The sequence below is a fragment of the Streptomyces aureocirculatus genome (assembly GCF_000720475.1).
Classification (GTDB): Bacteria; Actinomycetota; Actinomycetes; order Streptomycetales; family Streptomycetaceae; genus Streptomyces; species Streptomyces aureocirculatus.
The window spans coordinates 83,656-103,718 of the sequence record NZ_JOAP01000012.1 but is presented as its reverse complement, the minus strand read 5'-3'; the positions used below and the strand labels follow the sequence as shown (position 1 = coordinate 103,718).

Below are 20,063 nucleotides of genomic sequence, written 5' to 3'. Positions count from 1 at the left end.
TGAGCTGACCTGCGTTGCCACGGGTACGGAGACGTACGCGGACGACGAGACGTACGAAGTCGAACCGTACGAAGACGACGAGACGAGCGGAGCAGCCACAGCCATGGGCCGAGCGGAAGACCGAAAAGCGCGGCAGCGCGGTGCGCGCCGGGCAGCGCCCGGTCGTTCGCCCGGCGACGCCCCCGCCACCGGCAGTCCTTCTGCCGCGGGTCTCTCGGGTGGCGGCTCGGCGGGTGGCGGCACCGGCGGCGGGGGCACGCTCGGTGACGGCGCGGCTTCCGGCGACGGCGGGCGCCGCCCGGGCCGCCGGGGCCGTACGGCCAAGCCCAAGCGCACCGGCATACGCCGCTTCTTCACCTGGAAGAAGCTCCTGGGCGCATTCTTCGGCTTCATCCTGCTCGGCATGCTCGGCTTCGTCGTGCTGTACCTGGTCGTGGACATACCCAAGGGCAATGCCGCGGCGAAGATCCAGAGCAATGTCTTCAAGTACAGCGACGGCACGTTCCTCGCCCGCACCGGTGACCTGAACCGTGAGATCGTCGACCTCGACAAGGTGCCGAAGAAGGTCCAGCGCACCTTCGTCGCCGCGGAGAACAAGTCCTTCTACAAGGACTCGGGCGTGGACCTGAAGGGCACCGCCCGCGGTGTCATCAACACCCTGTCCGGCAAGGGCAAGCAGGGTGGTTCCACGATCACCCAGCAGTACGTGAAGAACTACTACCTCACGCAGGACCAGACCGTCTCGCGCAAGCTGAAGGAACTGGTCATCTCGCTGAAGGTGGACCGCGAGAAGAGCAAGGACAGCATCCTCGCGGGCTACATCAACACCAGCTACTACGGCCGCGGCGCCTACGGCATCCAGGCCGCCGCGCAGGCCTACTACGGCGTCGACGCCGAGGATCTCGACGTCTCCCAGGGCGCCTACCTGGCCGCCCTGCTCCAGTCCCCGAGCTCCTACGACTGGACGTCCGCCACCCCGACCGGCAGGAAGCTGGTCAAGCAGCGCTGGAACTACGTGCTCGACAACATGGTCGAGGAGGGCTGGCTGCCCGCCGCCGAACGTGAGGCGCAGAAGTTCCCGGTGCCGAAGGAGCCGAAGCCCGACCCCACCCTGGAGGGCCAGACCGGCTATCTGGTGAAGGCCGCGGAGGCGGATGTGGAGAAGCAGCTCGTCGAGCAGGGGCTCACCAAGTCCGAGGCCGAGGCCCAGCTCAAGGCGGGCGGCTACACGATCACGCTCAACATCGACCGCGAGAAGCAGCAGCAGCTCAAGCAGGCAGTCGACAAGAAGCTCAACGCCAAGCTGGAGCCGAAGCGCAACAAGGCCGACGCGCGCGTGCAGGCCGGTGCGGTCTCCGTCGACCCGAAGACCGGCAAGGTCCTCGCGATGTACGGCGGCCGCGACTACGTGAAGCACTATGTCAACAACGCCACCCGCAGGGACTACCAGCCCGCGTCCACCTTCAAGCCGCTGATCCTCGCCGCGGCCCTCGAAGAGGGGGCGACCACGCAGAGCGGCAAGCCGATCACGGCCGACACGATCTACAGCGGCCGCAGCAAACGCCCGGTCGTGGGCAGTGACATCGGCTTCGCCCCGCCCAACGAGGACAACGTCTCCTACGGCCAGGTCGATGTGCAGACCGCCATGAACAAGTCCATCAACTCCGTGTTCGCGCAGATGGGCGTGGACGTGAAGATGGACAAGGTCCTGGAGGTCGCGGGCAAGCTGGGCATGGACACCGAGGGCCTGCCTGCCGTGCCCGCGCAGACCCTCGGCTCGATGGGGGCGAGCCCGCTGGAGATGGCGGGCGTGTACGCGACCCTCGACAACCACGGCAAGAAGGTCACGCCCGCGCTCGTGAAGTCCGTCGAGCACAAGGACCGCGCGGTCGACATGCCGGACCCGATCGGCGACGAGGTCATCAGCCGGGGCGCCGCGGACTCCGTCACCTCCGTGCTCACGGGCGTCGTCGACGACGGAACGGCCAAGTCCTCGGTGCGCGACGCCCCCGAACGCAACGGCCAGCAGGTCGCGGGCAAGACCGGCACCTCCGACGACAACAAGTCGGCCTGGTTCGTGGGCTACACGCCGAAGCTGGTCACGTCCGTGGGCCTGTTCGGCGAGGCACCGGAGAACGAGGGCAAGGGCAAGCACAAGGTCAAGCGGGGCGACCAGGCCTCGATGAAGGGGGCCCTCGGCCGCACCCGTATCGCCGGCGGCAGCTTCCCCGCCCAGATCTGGGCGGCGTACACCTTCGACGCGTCCGGCTCGCGCACCAAGTTCGACCTCAAGACGGACATGGGCGCCGGTGTCGCCCCGCCGCCCCAGCCGACCACGCAGGCCCCGCCGACCCCGACGATCCGGCCCACGGAGACGAAGGACGAGGACGACAAGCAGTCGACCAAGCCCCCGTCGCCGACGACGACGCCGACGACGACGAAACCGCCGACGACGCCGACGACGACGAAGCCGCCGACGTCCGCGACGACGAAGCCGCCGACCACGCCGACGACGACGTCCCCGCCGACGACGGAGGACCCGGACGACAGGGCGGACCGCTCCGACCGCTCCGACCGCGTGGACGGACGGCGCGAGGACTAGCGGCGGGCCGGGCCGCAGGGGCAGGCACGACGAAGCACTTGGAGCACACGTACGACGAAGGCGCCCGGAACCACGAGGTTCCGGGCGCCTTCGCTCCGGCCCGACCGCTCCGGCCCGACCGCTCTGTATCGGGCGTTCTGGTTCAGCCGCTCTGGTTCAGCTCGAACCAGACCACCTTCCCCGTGCTCAGCCGGGTGGCACCCCACCGCCGGGCCAGCCTGTTGACCAGGTAGAGCCCGCGTCCGCCCTCGTCCGTCGCGCGGGCCTGGCGCAGCCTCGGCAACTGCGGTACGTCGTCGCCGACCTCGCAGCGCAGCACGTCCGTGCGCAGCAGCCGCAGGGTGATCGGCCGGGTGGCGTACCGCACGGCGTTGGTGACGACCTCGCTGACGAGGAGCTCCACCGCGTCGTTCAACTCCGTCAGGCCCCAGCGTTCAAGGGCGCTGCGGGCGAGGCGGCGGGCACGCGCCGGGGTGGCGTCCTCCGGTTCCAGGAACCAGTACGCCACGTCGCTCGGGGCGATCCCGTCGAAGCGGGCCGCGAGCAGCGCGATGTCGTCGTCGCGGTCGCCGGGGCCGAGCATGTCGAGCACCTCGTCGCACAGCGCTTCCAGGGGCGGCGGATGGTCGGGTCCGGTGAGCTGGGCGGTAGCGGCGAGCCGCTCGCGCAGTTGCTCTATGCCGGTCCAGACGTCCCGGAGGCGGGACTCGACCAGGCCGTCCGTGTACAGGAGCAGCGTGGCGCCCGCGGGGGCGTCGAGTTCCACGGCCTCGAAGTCGACACCGCCGACGCCGATGGGCGCGCCCGGCGGCACCCGCAGGACCTCCGCGCGACCGCCCAGATGCAGCAGGACGGGCGGTGGATGGCCCGCGTTGGCGATGGTGATGCGGTGCGAGACCGGGTCGTAGACCGCGTACAGGCAGGTGGCCATGCGGTCGGAGCCGAGGCGCTGGGCCTGCTCGTCGAGGTGGTGCAGGACCTCCTGGGGCGGCAGGTCGAGTCCGGCGAGGGTCTGCGCGGTGGTGCGAAGCTGTCCCATGATCGCGGCTGAGGTCATCGAGTGCCCCATGACGTCGCCCACGACCAGGGCGACACGGCTGCCGGGCAGCGGGATGGCGTCGTACCAGTCGCCGCCGACCCGGGCGGTCTCGGCCGCGGGGAGGTAGCGCGAGGCGAGGCGCACGCCGGTGGCACGCGGCAGGGTCTCGGGCAGCATCGTGCGCTGCAACTCGTCCGCGATGTACGCCTCGCGGCCGTACAGGACCGCCTTGTCGATGCCGAGCGCGCTGTGCGTGGCGAGCTGGGCGGCGACGAGGAGGTCGTCCGCCTCGAAGGGGTGCCGGTCGGGGCGGCGCAGGAAGACCGCGGCGCCGATCACCCGCCGCCTGCCGCGCAGCGGCGCCAGGACGGCCCGCTGCCCGCCGGGCACCGTACGCCCCTCGCCGAGCAGTTCGGGCAGCGCGCCGAGCGCCGCCGTGGCGTCGGCGAACACCGGGCGCACGCCGCGGAGGACCTCGGCGAGGGCGCTGCCCACGCGGACCTCGCACAGCTCGGCCGCCGACGACAGGTCGGACTGCACCTGTAGGGCGGGTAGCGCACCGCCGTCGGTGTCCTGGTCCTCCGGGATGCGGTCGGTACGCCGGAGCCGCAGCACCAGCGGCCCCGCGGGACGCTCGTCGCCGACCGGCAGCGGGTCGCGCAGATAGACGAGGATCGCGTCCGAGAACGTCGGCACCGTGGCCCGGCACAGGCCCATCACGATCTCGTCCAGGTCGATGCCGCGGGCGATGCGCCGGGTGGCCGCGCCCACGAAGCGCAGCCGGTCGCCGTCGCGGCGCATGGCCGCGGGCCCCGGCGGGCGGGGCCTTCCGGTGCGGCGCTCCGGGCCGTCGGGGGCGCCCGGCACGCCGGTCGTGTCGGGTGCGGTCATGGCGCTTTCGCTGTCGGGACGGGCCGCCGTCCCGGAATCGGAGCGGGCGGGTGCGGGTACGCCCCCGGCGCCTTCGGGGACCGGGCGCGGGCGGTGGCTGTCAGGACCTTCGGGGCCCTCGGTGGCCGGCGTGGCGGACTGGGCGTGCTCGCTGCCCGCGCCCGCGTCCTGTTCACCCGTGCGTGCCTGCGCGGGCAGGGCGTTCATGGCTCCGGAGCCGTACGCGTCCGTCTCCGGGGCACGCAGCAGCGCCCCGCGGGGATCCGCGGGGGCTGGGGGCCGGGCACCTGGTGCCTCGCGGCCCTCGTAGGGGCTGAAGTGCTCCGTCACGCGTTTCGAATCCGTCCGTCCGGGGCTGCGCGCCGCGCGCGCCGTCCAAGCGTTGCTCAGCCGCGTCGGCAGTGCAGGAATAGCTGGTGCTCGGGTGGTGCGGTCGTGCTCGCGGGGGCGTACGTGTACGACTCCTCGTGGGCGATGTCGAAACCGGCGTCCCGCACGACCTGCCGCAGTTCGTCCCGCAGGTAACCGGATACCCGGATCGTGTGCCCCAGGAACGGAATCGCCGCGTCGTCCAGATCGGCCTCGACCATGGAAAGCCCGAGCAGACCGCCGGGCCTGAGCAGGGACCGCAGCAGCCGAAGAGCAGACGGTATCTCCTTCCGGGGCAGCATCAACAGCGTGAAGAAGCAGGCGATTCCGTCGAACCGGCCGACAGCGGCGGGTCCCGCACCGGATGCCCGCAGGTCGGCGAGGTCGAGGCGGCGGAACTCGGCCGCGGGCGGAGGGACGTTCGCGCGGGCGAGTTCCAGCATGCCGGGCGACAGATCGACACCCAGGACGGTGTGGCCCGCCTCGGTGAGCTGACGGGCCGTGGGCAGTCCCGTGCCGCAGCCGACGTCCAGGACGCGCGAGCCCGGGGGCAGCTCGGCGGCGAGCCGGCGCCCTGCGGCGAGCTGACCGTCCTTGTGCGGGAACGCGACGTCGTAGGACGCGCCGATGGCGTCGAAGGCCTCGGCCTGGCCCGTGCGGTCGTGGCCGCCAGGCGCGCTGTATTCCTCGCTCACGTTCAGCCGCTCCTTGATGACATCCTGTCAGGCGCTCTGGGGGCACGAGGAGTTACTGCTGTGCGCCCTTGCGGAGGACGATCCTACGTTTGAAGTACGGGGGCGCATCAAGGGTCTCATGAGGACACGTGCGCGGGCGTACGGTCCCAGTCCTGGGGCAGGGCGGGAATCCGCCATGTCGGATCGGGGCGCCAGGTCGGCCATTCGTCACCGAAAGGAGGTCCCCAGGAACGGATGACGTCCACCGCGGCGTGCCCCGCCGCGCGCACCGCGTCGGCCTTCTCCGGGCTCATCAGGCCCGCGTCCTGCGCCTGCGCGAACTCGTCCTCGTCGTGCCAGCGCCAAGTGCCGTCCGAGTCCACCGAGATGTCCAGGAAGTGGTCCTCGGAGTCCACGCCGCCGCTCCACCGGGTGCGCGGCTGCTCCAGGTTCACATACCAGTTCTTGAACCGCCAGCCCGGTTCCCAGAACAGCCACACCGACCACGGGTCGTGCGGCCGGGCCAGCTTCAGGACGCCGGTGCCGAACCAGTGGTCGCGACGGACCGTGCGCGGCTTGGTGTAGCGGGTGGCCAGGGGTTCCCGGTGTACGGGGGTGCCGTCAGCGAGGACCGGCTTCACGCATTCCGTGCCCGGGGCCAGCCACACCGCGAGCAGGTCGTCGCTGTCCTCGACGACCGTGACGGGCCGGCAGATGTGGAAGCGGGGGCCCGCGTTCTCCCGGTACCGCCACAGAATCTGCGTCCCCGGCGCCCAGTGCCGGGCCTTCCCTGGTGACGCCGTACCGTCGAGGTCTGTCATGAACAGATATTAGGTCCTGGCGGGAGCCTCCCCAATCCCGCCCCTTCCCGAACCAGGGGCGCTGCGCCCCCTGGACCCCAGCCTTATCGGCGCTCCGCGCCTCGTCCTCAAACGCCGGACGGGCTGAAACTCTCGCCGGTGCGGCAACGTTTCAGCCCGTCCGGCGTTTGAGGACGAGGCCGAAGGCCGATACGGGGTCTGGGGCGGAGCCCCAGGATCGGAGAAGGGGCGGGACTGGGGCGCCCCGCGAGGGCCTAAGGCCGCGTCATCCGCAGCACATCCAGCGCCTCGTCCAACTGAGCCAGGGTCAGATGCCCCCGGTCCACATACCCCGCGTCCAGAACGACCTCCCGAATGGTCCGCCGCTCGGCAACCGCCCGCTTGGCGACCTTCGCCGCCTCCTCGTACCCGATGTACCTGTTGAGCGGAGTGACGACGGAGGGCGACGACTCGGCGTACTCCAGGGCCCGCTCGCGGTGGGCGACGATCCCGTCGACCGTCCGGTCGGCGAGGAGCCGGGACGCGTTGGCGAGCAGCCGCACCGACTCCAGGACGTTCTTCCCGATGACGGGAAGCATCACGTTCAGCTCGAAGTTGCCCGCGGCCCCCGCCACCGCGACGGTCGCGTCGTTCCCCATGACCTGCGCGGCCACCATCAGGACGGCCTCGGGAATCACGGGGTTGACCTTGCCGGGCATGATCGAGGACCCGGGCTGGAGGTCGGGCAGGCTGATCTCGGCCAGCCCGGTACGCGGCCCGGAGGCCATCCAGCGCAGATCGTTGGAGATCTTCGTCAGGCTCACGGCGACGGTGCGCAGTTGCCCGGAGGTCTCCACGATGCCGTCCCTCGCGCCCTGTGCCTCGAAGTGGTCGCGGGCCTCGGTGAGCGGCAGACCGGTCGCGCGGGCCACCTCGGCGATGACGGCGGCGGAGAAGCCGGGCGGGGTGTTGATGCCGGTGCCGACGGCCGTGCCGCCGAGGGGAAGCTCGGCGAGCCGGGGCAGCGAGGACCGCAGCCGCTCGACGCCGTGCCGCACCTGCGCCGCGTACCCGCCGAACTCCTGCCCGAGGGTGACGGGCGTGGCGTCCATCAGGTGGGTGCGCCCGGACTTGACGACGTCGGCGAACTCCTCGGCCTTGCGTTCGAGGGCGGCGGCCAGGTGCTCAAGGGCGGGGATCAGATCGCCCGTCACCGCGGCCGTGGCGGCGATGTGGATGGAGGAGGGGAAGACGTCGTTGGACGACTGCGAGGCGTTGACGTGGTCGTTGGGGTGGACGTCCCGGCCGAGCCGCTCGGTGGCGAGGGTGGCGAGGACCTCGTTGCTGTTCATGTTGGACGAGGTGCCGGAACCCGTCTGGAAGACGTCCACCGGGAAGTGCTCGTCCCAGCGACCTTCCGCCACCTCGCGGGCCGCGCCGGCGACGGCCTCGGCGATGTCCTTGTCGAGCACGCCGAGCTCGGCGTTGACCTTCGCGGCGGCCGCCTTGATCTCGGCGAGCGCGGCGATGTGGGCGCGCTCGATGCGCTGCCCGGAGATGGGGAAGTTCTCGACGGCCCGCTGGGTCTGGGCCCGCCACTTGGCGTGGGCCGGGACCCGGACCTCGCCCATGGAGTCGTGCTCGGTCCGGTACTCGTCGCTGCCTGCGCCGCCGCTCATGTTCCGACTGTCCTTCCGTTCCGTGGTGCCCGCAACAGGCAGCCACGGAACGGTCGCCCGGCCCATGACTGCCTCTGAGAGGTGAGCCCCCGCCCTGCCCGGAGTATTCCCAGGGTCCCCGCGCGCCAGTGGAGAGCGGCGGGTGTCACGCCTGGCCGGGCGCCCGTACCGGGATGTTCATGATGGTCGGCGGCTCGGCCGGGGCCTGGAAGAAGTCGTTGCCCTTGTCGTCGACGACGACGAACGCCGGGAAGTCCTCCACCTCGATCCGCCATACGGCCTCCATGCCGAGCTCCTCGTACTCGACGACCTCGACCTTCTTGATGCAGTCCTGGGCGAGCCGCGCGGCCGGACCGCCGATCGAGCCCAGGTAGAAGCCGCCGTGCGCGGCGCAGGCGTCGGTGACCTGCTTGCTGCGGTTGCCCTTGGCCAGCATCACCTTGGAGCCGCCCGCCGCCTGGAACTGCTCCACGTAGGAGTCCATGCGCCCGGCCGTGGTCGGGCCGAAGGAACCGGAGGCGTAGCCCTCGGGGGTCTTGGCCGGGCCCGCGTAGTACACGGGGTGGTCCTTCAGGTACTGCGGCATGTCCTCGCCCGCGTCGAGGCGCTCCTTGATCTTGGCGTGCGCGATGTCGCGGGCGACGACCAGCGGTCCCGTGAGGGAGAGCCGGGTCTTCACGGGGTGCTTGGTGAGCTCGGCGAGGATGGCGTCCATGGGCTGGTTGAGATCGATGCGCACCACGGCGTCCTCGGCGGCCTGATCGGCCGCCAGGTGCGCGTCCGTCGTGTCCGGCAGGAAGCGTGCCGGGTCCGTCTCCAACTGCTCCAGGAACACGCCCTCCGCGGTGATCTTCGCGGTGGCCTGGCGGTCGGCGGAGCAGGACACGGCGATGGCGACGGGCAGCGAGGCGCCGTGCCGGGGCAGGCGCACCACGCGCACGTCGTGGCAGAAGTACTTGCCGCCGAACTGGGCGCCGATGCCGATCTTCTGCGTCAGCTCGAAGACCTTCTCCTCAAGCTCCTTGTCCCGGAAGCCGTGCCCGGTCGCCGAGCCCTCGGCGGGCAGCTCGTCCAGGTAGTGCGCGGAGGCGTACTTCGCGGTCTTCAGGGCGAACTCGGCGGAGGTGCCGCCGACGACGATCGCCAGGTGGTACGGCGGGCAGGCGGCCGTGCCGAGCGAGCGGATCTTCTCCTCCAGGAACTTCATCATGGAGGCCTCGTTCAGGACCGCCTTGGTCTCCTGGTAGAGGAACGACTTGTTGGCGCTGCCGCCGCCCTTGGCCATGAAGAGGAACTTGTAGGCGCCGCCGTCGGTCGCGTACAGCTCGATCTGGGCGGGGAGGTTGGAGCCGGTGTTCTTCTCCTCCCACATGGTCAGCGGGGCCATCTGCGAGTAGCGCAGGTTCAGCTTCGTGTACGCGTCGTAGATGCCGCGCGACAGGGCTTCCTCGTCGCCGCCCCGCGTGAGCACGTTCTGGCCGCGCTTGCCCATGACGATGGCCGTGCCGGTGTCCTGGCACATGGGGAGCACGCCCGCCGCCGCGATATTCGCGTTCTTCAGCAGGTCGAGGGCGACGAACTTGTCGTTGCCGGAGGCCTCCGGGTCGTCCACGATGCGCCGCAACTGCGCCAGGTGGGCCGGGCGCAGATAGTGCTGGATGTCGTGGATCGCCTCGGCGGCGAGCTTGCGCAGTGCCTCGGGCTCGACCTTGAGGAACGTGCGCCCGTCGGCCTCGAAGGTGGAGACACCCTCGGAGGTCACCAGCCGGTACGGGGTGGTGTCCTCTCCCAGCGGGAGCAGATCGGAGTACGCAAACTCTGGCATGACGCCCAATTCCTCACTCGGCAGACAGCGGCGCCACCTCCATTGGTGGCGCCCGACCAGCGTAGAGCGCTCCCGTCGCGCGCTTCTTGTGAGGTAAGGCTCAGTTGTCCCAAGCGCGCCCCGAACGGGGGTAGTCGCGATCTATCGCGTTTGGGTACGCTGCGGGGCGTGGACCCAGAGAAGCGTTCCCAGACCCCTTCCCGGTCGTCGTCCGGGCGGCTGCGGGCCTCCGATGCCGACCGCGACCGGACCGCCGACATCCTGGCCGACGCGCTCGCCGTGGGCCGTCTCGACCCGGAAGAACACAGCGAACGCCTCGACGGGGTCTACAAGGCCAAGACCCTCGCCGATCTCGAACCCTTCGTCGCCGACCTGCCGGACCCCGGCGAGAAGGCGGACGCCACGGCAACGGCGTTCGAGAAGGTCCCTTCCTGCCCCTCGCCAGGCGCCGTCCCTGACACCGCCGACGAGACCCTGTACGGGGTCTTCGGGGACGCGGTGCGCAGGGGCCGCTGGCGCGTGGGGCGGCGCACGCACGCGTACGCCCTCTTCGGTGACGTCCTGATCGACCTCAGCGAGGCGGTCTTCGAGCACCGGCAGGTCGTGATCAAGGGCTTCGCGCTGTTCGGCGACGTACGCGTCCGGGTGCCGGAGAACATCTCGCTGCGCGGCAGCGGCTCCGGCGTCTTCGGCACCTTCGAAGTGGACATGCTGGACGCCGAGGACAAGGACGCGCCAGTCGTCTTCGTCGAGGGCCTCGCCGTCTGCGGGGACGTCAGAGCCCGCCCCAAATACGGAAAAATCATCCGTGACCTGCGCGGATATCTGCGCAAACGGCTGGAGGGCTGAGCGGCGGCGACGGCGTGCGCGGCCCTTCGCGACGACACGATCCGGCCACGAGCGGGGCTCAGCAGGAACCGGAGCTTCCGTACGTCGGAACTCAGTGCATAGGCCCGCACACAGCGGGTAGAGCTTCGTGCATCGTCTCTCGCTCGCGAAGCCGTCGTCAGGAGTAGACCGTGCTGCAACCGACGCATCAGTCCCTGCAGGTCGCCGCTGTTCCGGCTCAGCGGGGACCTGTGCCAGTGCGCGAGCGGGACCAGGACAACCCATGGCACTCCGACGCCGTGTGCCGCCGGGACGAGGCCGGTCTGTTCTTCGCCCCCTCCAAGGAGCCCACGGCGGCGCGGCTCTCCCGCGAGGAGGCCGCCAAGCGCGTGTGCGCCCGCTGTCCCGTCCTCGTGGAGTGCCGTGAGCACGCCCTCCTCCAGCCCGAGCCGTACGGCGTCTGGGGCGGCCTCACCGCCGCCGAGCGCCGGGTGGTCCTGGCCCGCCGCCGCCGGCGCGACCTGGAGCTGAAGAAGACCACCCGTTCGACGGCGGGCACGATCGCAGCAGCGGGCTGAGACCGGCCGCCCGGCCGCCGGACCGCTGTCCTTCGGATGTTCTTCGTACGACGACGGGGGGCGCTCCCCGCACGGAGCGCGCGCCCCCGTGGCCGTACGCCGCCCGGCTACTTGGCGCGGTCGAAGTCGATGGCGCTGTAGGCGCGCAGCTTGGCGAGCCGGTGGTCGGAGTCGATCTTCCGGATGGTGCCCGACTTGGAGCGCATCACCAGGGACGACGTCGACGCGCTCTCCGCGCCGTAGCGCACGCCCCGCAGCAGCTCGCCGTCGGTGATGCCGGTCGCGACGAAGAAGACGTTGTCGCCGCCGACCAGGTCGCCGGTGGTGAGGGTGCGGTCCAGGTCGTGACCGGCGTCGAGGGCGCGCTGCCGCTCCTCGTCGTCCTTGGGCCACAGCTTGCCCTGGATGACGCCGCCCAGGCACTTGATGGCGCAGGCGCTGATGATGCCTTCGGGGGTGCCGCCGATGCCCATCAGGAGGTCGACGCCGGTGCCCTCGCGCACGGCCATGATCGAACCGGCCACGTCGCCGTCCGAGATGAACCTGATGCGCGCGCCGGTCTCGCGGATCTCCTTGACGATGCCCTCGTGCCGCGGCCGGTCCAGGATGACGACGGTGACGTCCTCGGGGGCGGACTTCTTGGCCTTGGCGACGCGGCGGATGTTCACCGAAACCGGGGCGTTGATGTCCACGTAGTCGGCGGCCTCGGGGCCGGTGACCAGCTTGTCCATGTAGAAGACGGCCGACGGGTCGAACATGGCGCCGCGGTCGGTGGCGGCGAGCACCGCGATCGCGTTCGGCATGCCCTTGGCGGTGAGCGTGGTGCCGTCGATCGGGTCTACGGCGATGTCGACCTCGGCGCCGGTGCCGTCGCCGATGCGCTCGCCGTTGAAGAGCATCGGCGCCTCGTCCTTCTCGCCCTCCCCGATGACGACGACGCCGTTCATCGACACGGTGTGGACGAGGGTCCGCATGGCCCTGACGGCGGCACCGTCCGCGCCGTTCTTGTCGCCTCGGCCGACCCAGCGGCCCGCGGCCATGGCGGCGGCTTCCGTGACCCGGACGAGCTCCAGGGCGAGGTTGCGGTCGGGGGCCTCCGGGGAGACCTCGAGTTCGGACGGCAGGGAGTGATGCTCGGTCATCGAGGCGCACCTTTCTGATACGAGATAAAGGACTGCGCCCGTAGACGTCCTCGGAAGGGCGGCGGTGCAAGACGGGCGGGCGGCCGGATGAGGGTGATGTCCCTGACTCTATCCGCAGGTCGAAAGAATGAGCAGGGCGCCCTACACCTGAGCGGGGGTGGGGTGGAGCCGGGGCTGCCACGGGGACCTGCGACGATGGGGGACGTGGCAGGCAGAAATGGCAAGCAGACCGTGCGGAACATGCTGCTCTCGATGGCCGTCATCGGCATCGTCGTAGCGGTCATCTACGTCTTCATCCCGCACGACGACTCCGAGGAACCCGTCAAGCGGGTCGACTACCGCGTCGAGCTCATCACGGCCCGGCGGGCCGCGGCCTACCCGGTGGCGGCGCCCCAGGGCCTGCCGAAGTCGTGGAAGCCGACGACGGTGCGCTACAACGGCGCGGACCACGACAGTTGGCACCTGGGCTTCCTCGACCCGGCGGGCGAGTACGTGGCGATCAAGCAGTCCACGGCCAAGCCCTCCGAGTTCATCGACTCGGCCACCCGGAGCGCCAAGAAGACCGACCGCACGGAGAAGATCGCGGGCAAGACCTGGCAGCGCTACCAGGGCCACCGCTACGACGCGCTCGTCCTGCGGGACAAGGGCGCGACGACGGTGGTGCTCGGCACGGCGTCGTTCAGGCAGCTCACGGTGATGGCGGAGTCCCTCGAGATGAAGCGGACGCCGATCCGCACGGACGCGTGACGGCTTCGGACACCAAACGCGTGACGTCTTCGGACACCAGGTGACGCGAGAGGCCCCCGGCGGTTGCCGGGGGCCTCTTCGTACGCGCGTGCCGGTGTGGCTCAGACGGTCGTGATGACGTCGTCGAAGGCCAGGCGCGGGGAGCGCGGGAACCAGGCGTCCTCGCCCGGCTTGCCGATGTTGACGACCATCAGCGGGGTGTGGTCGTCGTCGAGGAACTCCTTCTGCACACCGGCGAAGTCGAACCCGGTCATCGGGCCCGCGGCCAGACCCGCGGCGCGGACGCCCACGATGAAGTAGGCGGCCTGCAGGGAGGCGTTCAGCGCGGCGGCCTGCTCACGGGCGGTGCGCTCGGAGAAGAACGCGTCCTTGGCCTGCGGGAAGTGCGGGAAGAGCTGCGGCAGCTCCTCGTGGAACTCGTTGTCCGCGGAGAGGATCGCGACGAGCGGCGCCGTGGCGGTCTTCGGACGGTTGCCCTCGGCCATGTGCCGCACCAGGCGCTCGCGGGCCTCGGGGGAGCGCACCAGGGTCACGCGGAGCGGGGACTGGTTGAACGCCGTCGGGCCGTACTTGACCAGGTCGTAGATCGCCTGGACCTGCTCGTCGGTGACGGGCTCGTCGGTGAAGGTGTTGGCGGTACGGGCCTCGCGGAAGAGCAGGTCCTGGGCGGCGGGGTCAAGAACGAGGGACATCTTTCAACCTTCTCGGTACGTAGCTGAGGGCTCCGGTCGGCGGCGCGGGGAGCACGTGGGGGGTGCGGGCCACAGGCGCCGGCCGGTGAGATCGACAGTACGTCACTGAGGTTCAATCTTCAACTAAAATTGGGGCGCGGTGATCAGCTTCACAGGGGGAGCGGCGGTTCAGCCGTCGTCGTCCTGGGTGCCGGTGCCGGTGCCGGTGTGGGTGTCGTCCTCACCGTCGGCCAGGGCCGCGTCGAGGCGGGCGCGGGCGCCGTCGAGCCAGCGGCGGCACACGGCGGCCAGCTCCTCGCCGCGCTCCCAGAGCGCCAGGGACTCCTCGAGCGTGGTGCCCCCGGCCTCCAGGCGGCGCACCACATCGATGAGCTCGTCCCGGGCCTGCTCGTACCCGAGCGCCGAGGCTTCCGTGTCCGTACCGCTGGTCATGCGCCCACCCTAATTGTCGACTCGTACCGTGAACTCACCGTCGGCGACCCGCGCTCGCAGCTCCTCGCCGGAGGCCACCTCGTCCGCCGCCCGGACCACCGCGCCGCCGTCCGCCTTCTTCTGGAGCACCGCGTATCCCCGCTGGAGCGTGGCGGCGGGGGAGAGGGCCACCACGCGCGCGTGCGTGTGCGTCAGCTCCGACTGCGCGCGGTCCAGGAGGTGGCCGAGGGTACGGCGCGCGCGGTCCACGTACGCCGTGACCTGCTCCTCGCGCTCCTCGACCATGCGGTGCGGGTGCTCCATGCAGGGGCGGGCCAGGGCGTGCGCGAGGCCGCGCTCCTCGCGGTCCAGGAACGCCGTCACGCTGCGGCGCGCGCGGTCCCGCAGGAACGCCACGCGTTCGTACTCCTCACCGACGTCCGGCACGACCCGCTTCGCGGCGTCCGTCGGCGTCGACGCCCGCACGTCCGCGACATGGTCGAGAAGGGGGTTGTCCGGCTCGTGCCCGATCGCGGACACCACGGGCGTACGGCACGAGGCCACCGTACGCACGAGCTGCTCGTCCGAGAACGGCAGCAGGTCCTCCACACTGCCGCCGCCGCGCGCCACGACGATCACGTCGACCTCGGCGAGCGCGTCGAGCTCCTGCACCGCCTGCACCACCTGCGGGACGGCGTGCACGCCCTGCACCGCGACGTTGCGCACCTCGAAGCGGACGGCCGGCCAGCGGTGCCTGGCGTTCTCCAGGACGTCCCGCTCCGCGGCCGACGCGCGCCCGCAGACCAGGCCGACGAGCTGCGGCAGGAACGGCAGCGGCTTCTTGCGCTCCGGCGCGAACAGGCCCTCGGCGGCGAGGGACTTCTTCAACTGCTCAAGACGGGCGAGCAGCTCGCCGACGCCCACCGGCTTTATCCGCGCGGCCCGCAGGGAGAGCTGGCCCCGCGGCGCGTACCACTCGGGCTTCGCGTGGACGACGACGCGGGCGCCCTCGGACACGACGTCCGCGACGGCGTCGAACACCTGGCGGTAGCACGTGACGCTCACGGAGATGTCGTGCGACGGGTCGCGCAGCGTCAGGAAGACGACCCCGGCGCCCGGGCGGCGGGACAACTGCGTGATCTGTCCCTCGACCCAGACCGCACCGAGCCGGTCGATCCAGCCTCCGATGAGCCGGGACACCTCTCCGACGGGGAGGGGAGCGTCCGGGGACGTATTGAGAGCCATCCCGCGAGCGTATCGGCCCCCACCGACAGCCCCCGGCCACCGGCCGCCGAGCAACCGGCGCCTACGCCTCCCCCCGCCGAACCCCCTGCACCCCCAGGATCACCAACCCCACCCCCAGCCAGACAGCCCCCACCACCTGCGCGGACCCTGAGGCCTCGACGATCACGGCCACCACGATCGCCGCCCCGAGCACCGGCACCAGGATGTGCCGCCACCAGCTCACAGGGCCTCCCCGGCGCCGTACCGCGAACCACCCCACCACGCTCGCGTGCAACAGGAAGAAGGCGGTCAGCGCCCCGATGTCGACGACCGACACCAGATGGTCCATCCCGTCGTCGCGCCGCGCCGCCCACACGGCCGCCACCAGCGTGACGACGGCCGCGAACAACAGCGCGACCCGCGGCGTACCCGACTCGGTCTTCGAAAGGGCCCGCGGCAACCGCCTGTCCCGCCCCATCGCGAACAGCAGCCGCCCCGCGGCCGCCTGCCCGGCCAGCGCCGCGAACGCCGCGCCGATCGCCTTGCTGACCGCCACCAGGTCGTGCAGCCAGTCCCCTACGGACGCGTCCACCGCCGAGTAGAAGGCGGACCCCTGCTTGCCCGGGTCGGCGGCGAGATCCGCGGACGACACCGGCGTCAGCAGGGCCACCAGATACGTCTGCGCCACGAACAGCACACCCGTGAGGACCAGACAGAACAGCACCGCCCGCGCCACCTTCGCCGAGCCCCCCGTCACCTCCTCGGCGAACGAGGCGATCGCGTCGAAGCCGAGATACGAGAGGACCGCCACCGACACGGCACCGACCACCGCCGACAGGGCGAACGCACCCTGCGTGCCGTCACCCGTCAGGGGCGAGAGCCAGCCCCGCTCGGCCCCGTCCCGCGCGAGCACCACGATCGCCGCCACCACGAACACCAGCAGCACCACGATCTCCAGGGCGAGCACCGCGAACCCCACCCGCGCGGCGGGCCGCACCCCCCACAGATTCAGGGCCGTCGTCAGGGCCACCGCGATCGCCGTCCACACCCACCGGGACACCGACGGCACCAGCTCGTGCATGGCGATCCCGGAGAACAGATAGGCGACGGCCGGGATGAGCAGATAGTCCAGCATCGCCATCCAGCCCGCGACGAAACCGGGCCCGTTCCCGAGACCCACGCGCGCGTAGGCGAACACCGAGCCCGCCTGGGGGACCACCTTGACCATCTGCGCGTAGCTGAAGGCGGTGAACGCCATGGCGATCGTCGCGATGACGTAGACCAGCGCCACCGCGCCGTGCGACTTGGCGTCGAGCGTCCCGAAGACGCCGACGGGCGCCATCGGGGCGATGAAGAGGAGGCCGTAGACGACGAGATCCCGGAACCCGAGACTCCGCCTGAGGCCGTCCTTACCGGCCGCACCGTCCTTACTGGCCATACCGGCTGTACCGGCTGTACCGGCTGTACCGGTCCCGGCAGGGGGTACCTCCCCGTCGGGCGGGAGGGGCGCATTCGTCGAGTGGGGGGACATCGAGCCTCCGGGGTGCCTCCGCTGGTCGCGAACTGGCTCCCAGTCTCCCCACTCGGGCGATCTTTGACCTGTCGTACGCGGCCTTACGATGGTCGGTATGACTGCAACGCCTGGCACCCGCCGTGTCCTGCTCGCCGCTCCCCGTGGCTACTGCGCGGGCGTGGACCGTGCCGTGATCGCCGTCGAGAAGGCCCTGGAGCAGTACGGGTCCCCGATCTACGTCCGCCACGAGATCGTCCACAACAAGTACGTCGTACAGACCCTGGAGAAAAAGGGCGCCATCTTCGTCGACCAGGTCGAGGAGGTGCCCGAGGGCTCCATCGTGATGTTCTCGGCGCACGGCGTCGCCCCGACCGTCCACGCCGAGGCCGCCGAGCGCAAGCTCGCCACGATCGACGCGACCTGCCCGTTGGTGACCAAGGTCCACAAGGAAGCGGTGCGGTTCGCCAAGGAGGACTTCGACATCCTCCTGATCGGCCACGAGGGGCACGAGGAGGTCATCGGCACCTCCGGTGAGGCCCCCGACCACATCACACTGGTCGACGGCCCCGACGACGTCGTGAACGTCGAGGTACGCGACCCCGACAAGGTCGTCTGGCTCTCCCAGACCACGCTCTCCGTGGACGAGACCATGGAGACCGTGGGGGCGCTGCAGAACAAGTTCCCGAATCTGCTCTCGCCGCCGAGCGACGACATCTGCTACGCCACGCAGAACCGTCAGATCGCGGTCAAGAAGCTCGCGGAGGACGCCGAGCTCGTCATCGTCGTCGGCTCCAAGAACTCCTCGAACTCGATCCGCATGGTCGAGGTCGCCCTGGAGGCGGGCACCCCCGCCTCGTACCTGGTGGACAACGCCGACGAGATCGACGAGGCCTGGCTCGAGGGCGTCACCACCGTCGGCCTGACCTCGGGCGCCTCCGTCCCCGACATCCTGGTGGACGGCGTCATCGAGTGGCTGGCCGAGCGCGGGTACGCGGACGTGGAGACGGTGAAGACGGCCGACGAGTCGATCACGTTCTCGCTGCCCAAGGAGCTGCGCAGGGACCTGCGCGCGGAGGCCGCGGAGCTGTCCGCGGGGCAGTAGCGGGCGCTTCGTACCGCCGGCAGCTTCGTACCGCCAGCAGCTTCGTACCGCCAGGAGCCGCGTACCGTCGGGCGCTTCGCACCCCGGGGCGCCTGGCACCGTAACGTGGGATCCATGCAGATCTTCGGTGTGGACATCGGCGGATCAGGGATCAAGGGCGCGCCCGTGGACCTGGAGCGCGGCGACCTGGCGCAGGAGCGGCACAAGGTGCTGACACCGCATCCGGCCACGCCCCACGGCGTGGTCGACTGCGTGCGCGAGGTCGTCGAGCACTTCGAGTGGACCGGCCCCGTCGGCGTGACCTTCCCGGGCGTGATCACGCACGGCACGGCGCGCACGGCGGCGAACGTCGACAAGAGCTGGATCGGTACGGACATCAGGCGCCTGGTCTCCGAGCGCATCGGGGGCGCGCCGGTGACCGTCCTGAACGACGCGGACGCGGCGGGCGTCGCCGAGATGCACTTCGGCGCGGGCCGCGGCCGCACCGGCACGGTCATCGTCCTGACCCTGGGCACGGGTATCGGCAGCGCCCTGTTCACCGGCGGCCGCCTCGTACCGAACACCGAGCTGGGCCATCTGGAGCTGCACGGCCACGACGCCGAGAAGCGCGCCTCCTCCAAGGCCCGCGAGGACGAGGACTTGAGCTGGGAGCACTGGGCGGGTCGCCTGCAGAAGTATCTGGCGCACGTGGAGATGCTGTTCTCGCCCGAGCTGTTCGTCATCGGCGGCGGCGTCAGCCGCAAGGCCCACAAGTTCCTGCCCCTGATCAAGGACATCGAGGCCGACATCGTCCCGGCCGAGCTGCAGAACAACGCGGGGATCGTGGGCGCGGCGATGGCTGCGCGGGCGGAGGCGCGGGGCGCCGACGCCTGACGGCGGCGCTTTCTCCGACCCCTCCGGTGGCGGGCCGGGGCGGCGTGCCGCTGCCTGAGGGGGCGGGCACGCGCGGCAGCCCGGGGAGGCGGGCCGCGGCGCCGCTGCGGGGGCGTGCCCTCCGGTGCCTGAGGAGGGCGGTACGCGCCGCTGGGGGGAGGCGTGCGTGCCGGTGCCTGAAGTGGGTGGGCACGCGCCGCTGCGGAGGGGGGCGCGCGGCAGCCCGGGTAGGCGGGTCGCGCCGCTGCGGGGGCGGGCCTGCCGGTGCCTGAGGAGGGCGGTACGCGCTGCTGGGGGGAGGCGTGCGTGCCGGTGCCTGAGGTGGGTGGGCACGCGCCGCTGCGGAGGGGGCGCGTGCGGCGGCCCGGGGAGGCGGGCCGCGCCGCTGCGGGGGCGGGCCTGCCGGTGCCTGAGGAGGGCGGCACGCGCCGCTGGGGGAGGCGTGCGTGCCGGTGCCTGAGTGGGTGGGCACGCGCCGCTGCGGAGGGGGCGCGTGCGGCGGCCCGGGAGGCGGGCCGCGCCGCTTCGGAGGTGTGCCTGCCGGTGCCTCAGGAAGTGGGCACGCGTCGCTGTGGGGGCCGCATCTGCCCCGGGCCCTGCCCGTGCCGCTGCTGTTGCTGCCGCAGCCGCTGCTGCCGCCGGCGCGTCATCAGCTTGATCTTGCGGGTGCTCGCGATGACACCGGCGACCAGCGTCCCGCCGTACAGCCAGCCCGCGTGCATCGCGAGCGCGGTGAGCAGCCCTATGACCTGCCCGCCGAAGCCGTCGGAGCCGCCGCAGATCGGCAGGATCCCGGCCGCGAACGCGATCGGCACCGCGACGGGCGCGCTCACCAGGTCGGCGGGCCGCACCCACAGGGCGGTGAGGGCGCTCACGGGCAGGAAGAGCACGCCGTACGCGACGAGCGAGCCGTCGAAGAGCAGCCGGAGCAGGCACGCGAGCAGGAACATCACGGCGGCGGCGAAGAGACCGCTGCCGAGCCCGGTGAGGCGCGGGTTCGGCATCCGGCGCAGTGCCCGGTACAGCGGCATGCGGCTGATCCTGCGGTACAGCGGGCTTCTGCGCAGGGCGCGG

Annotated in this window: 17 protein-coding genes; 6 read left to right on the top strand and 11 right to left on the bottom strand. The window is 71.3% G+C overall.

Translation table 11 applies throughout. The features are described 5' to 3' along the window. Positions 1-103: 103 nt before the first annotated feature. The gene (locus tag IG78_RS0113710) at positions 104-2,602 is read left to right on the top strand and encodes a transglycosylase domain-containing protein (protein WP_030562709.1); all 2,499 of its coding nucleotides are present in this window, start codon (positions 104-106) and stop codon (positions 2,600-2,602) included. Positions 2,603-2,744: 142 nt separating this feature from the next. Here IG78_RS0113710 and IG78_RS0113705 read toward each other — a convergent pair whose 3' ends face one another. From IG78_RS0113705 to IG78_RS0113685, 5 genes are all read right to left on the bottom strand, one after another. Beyond that, positions 2,745-4,862: a SpoIIE family protein phosphatase gene (locus IG78_RS0113705; protein ID WP_030562708.1), complete on the bottom strand. Its 2,118-nt coding sequence runs from the start codon at positions 4,860-4,862 to the stop codon at positions 2,745-2,747. A 56-nt stretch (positions 4,863-4,918) separates the two neighbouring features. Further along, on the bottom strand, positions 4,919-5,596 hold the full coding sequence (locus IG78_RS0113700) for a class I SAM-dependent methyltransferase (protein WP_030562707.1): 678 nt from the start codon (positions 5,594-5,596) through the stop codon (positions 4,919-4,921). Positions 5,597-5,712: 116 nt separating this feature from the next. Further along, the gene (gene fomD / locus IG78_RS0113695; protein ID WP_030562706.1) at positions 5,713-6,396 is read right to left on the bottom strand and encodes a cytidylyl-2-hydroxypropylphosphonate hydrolase; all 684 of its coding nucleotides are present in this window, start codon (positions 6,394-6,396) and stop codon (positions 5,713-5,715) included. Positions 6,397-6,650: 254 nt separating this feature from the next. After that, positions 6,651-8,054 carry a class II fumarate hydratase gene (locus IG78_RS0113690; protein ID WP_030562705.1) on the bottom strand — a complete coding sequence of 468 codons (1,404 nt, stop codon included), beginning with the start codon at positions 8,052-8,054 and terminating at the stop codon, positions 6,651-6,653. Positions 8,055-8,199: 145 nt separating this feature from the next. Next, entirely contained in the window at positions 8,200-9,888 is a 1,689-nt protein-coding gene (locus IG78_RS0113685; RefSeq protein WP_078965130.1) for a fumarate hydratase, read from the bottom strand. A gap of 159 nt (positions 9,889-10,047) precedes the next feature. Between IG78_RS0113685 and IG78_RS0113680 the strand changes: the two genes are divergently transcribed. Continuing rightward, a complete protein-coding gene (locus tag IG78_RS0113680; RefSeq protein ID WP_030562703.1) occupies positions 10,048-10,728 on the top strand; it encodes a DUF1707 domain-containing protein in 681 nt (226 codons plus the stop codon). A 170-nt stretch (positions 10,729-10,898) separates the two neighbouring features. After that, complete coding sequence (locus IG78_RS0113675; RefSeq protein WP_030562702.1) at positions 10,899-11,285, top strand: WhiB family transcriptional regulator; 387 nt, start codon at positions 10,899-10,901, stop codon at positions 11,283-11,285. Positions 11,286-11,392: 107 nt separating this feature from the next. Here the strand turns inward: IG78_RS0113675 and glpX are convergent, their stop codons facing one another. Continuing rightward, positions 11,393-12,427 carry a class II fructose-bisphosphatase gene (gene glpX, locus IG78_RS0113670; protein ID WP_030562701.1) on the bottom strand — a complete coding sequence of 345 codons (1,035 nt, stop codon included), beginning with the start codon at positions 12,425-12,427 and terminating at the stop codon, positions 11,393-11,395. A 204-nt stretch (positions 12,428-12,631) separates the two neighbouring features. Here glpX and IG78_RS0113665 point away from each other — a divergent pair, with 204 nt between their 5' ends. Further along, the gene (locus IG78_RS0113665; RefSeq protein ID WP_030562700.1) at positions 12,632-13,174 is read left to right on the top strand and encodes a DUF4245 domain-containing protein; all 543 of its coding nucleotides are present in this window, start codon (positions 12,632-12,634) and stop codon (positions 13,172-13,174) included. Between the two features lie 101 nt (positions 13,175-13,275). Here IG78_RS0113665 and IG78_RS0113660 read toward each other — a convergent pair whose 3' ends face one another. From IG78_RS0113660 to IG78_RS0113645, 4 genes are all read right to left on the bottom strand, one after another. After that, positions 13,276-13,866: a malonic semialdehyde reductase gene (locus IG78_RS0113660; protein ID WP_030562699.1), complete on the bottom strand. Its 591-nt coding sequence runs from the start codon at positions 13,864-13,866 to the stop codon at positions 13,276-13,278. Between the two features lie 168 nt (positions 13,867-14,034). Then, positions 14,035-14,298 carry an exodeoxyribonuclease VII small subunit gene (locus IG78_RS0113655; RefSeq protein ID WP_030562698.1) on the bottom strand — a complete coding sequence of 88 codons (264 nt, stop codon included), beginning with the start codon at positions 14,296-14,298 and terminating at the stop codon, positions 14,035-14,037. Between the two features lie 9 nt (positions 14,299-14,307). Beyond that, complete coding sequence (gene xseA, locus IG78_RS0113650) at positions 14,308-15,522, bottom strand: exodeoxyribonuclease VII large subunit (protein WP_030562697.1); 1,215 nt, start codon at positions 15,520-15,522, stop codon at positions 14,308-14,310. Positions 15,523-15,583: 61 nt separating this feature from the next. Then, entirely contained in the window at positions 15,584-16,939 is a 1,356-nt protein-coding gene (locus IG78_RS0113645; protein WP_030562696.1) for an APC family permease, read from the bottom strand. 190 nt (positions 16,940-17,129) lie between these two features. On the opposite strand from IG78_RS0113645, the gene IG78_RS0113640 reads away from it, so the two are divergent. Continuing rightward, positions 17,130-18,116, top strand: a complete 987-nt coding sequence (locus tag IG78_RS0113640) for a 4-hydroxy-3-methylbut-2-enyl diphosphate reductase (RefSeq protein ID WP_078965129.1) — start codon at positions 17,130-17,132, stop codon at positions 18,114-18,116. Positions 18,117-18,230: 114 nt separating this feature from the next. Then, positions 18,231-18,989 (top strand): polyphosphate--glucose phosphotransferase, encoded by a 759-nt coding sequence (ppgK, locus tag IG78_RS0113635; RefSeq protein ID WP_030562694.1) that lies wholly within the window; start codon positions 18,231-18,233, stop codon positions 18,987-18,989. Positions 18,990-19,537: 548 nt separating this feature from the next. Here the strand turns inward: ppgK and IG78_RS42075 are convergent. Then, positions 19,538-20,020, bottom strand: a complete 483-nt coding sequence (locus IG78_RS42075) for a DUF6542 domain-containing protein (protein ID WP_037685539.1) — start codon at positions 20,018-20,020, stop codon at positions 19,538-19,540. Positions 20,021-20,063: the final 43 nt, after the last annotated feature.

Coding starts and splice junctions, on each gene's coding strand:
- xseA (WP_030562697.1), bottom strand. CDS start 15,522: ATGGCTCTCAATACGTCCCCGGACGCTCCCCTCCCCGTCGGAGAGGTG.
- IG78_RS0113690 (WP_030562705.1), bottom strand. CDS start 8,054: ATGAGCGGCGGCGCAGGCAGCGACGAGTACCGGACCGAGCACGACTCC.
- ppgK (WP_030562694.1), top strand. CDS start 18,231: ATGCAGATCTTCGGTGTGGACATCGGCGGATCAGGGATCAAGGGCGCG.
- IG78_RS42075 (WP_037685539.1), bottom strand. CDS start 20,020: ATGCCGCTGTACCGGGCACTGCGCCGGATGCCGAACCCGCGCCTCACC.
- IG78_RS0113645 (WP_030562696.1), bottom strand. CDS start 16,939: ATGGCCAGTAAGGACGGTGCGGCCGGTAAGGACGGCCTCAGGCGGAGT.
- IG78_RS0113640 (WP_078965129.1), top strand. CDS start 17,130: ATGACTGCAACGCCTGGCACCCGCCGTGTCCTGCTCGCCGCTCCCCGT.
- IG78_RS0113660 (WP_030562699.1), bottom strand. CDS start 13,866: ATGTCCCTCGTTCTTGACCCCGCCGCCCAGGACCTGCTCTTCCGCGAG.
- glpX (WP_030562701.1), bottom strand. CDS start 12,427: ATGACCGAGCATCACTCCCTGCCGTCCGAACTCGAGGTCTCCCCGGAG.
- IG78_RS0113655 (WP_030562698.1), bottom strand. CDS start 14,298: ATGACCAGCGGTACGGACACGGAAGCCTCGGCGCTCGGGTACGAGCAG.
- IG78_RS0113710 (WP_030562709.1), top strand. CDS start 104: ATGGGCCGAGCGGAAGACCGAAAAGCGCGGCAGCGCGGTGCGCGCCGG.
- fomD (WP_030562706.1), bottom strand. CDS start 6,396: ATGACAGACCTCGACGGTACGGCGTCACCAGGGAAGGCCCGGCACTGG.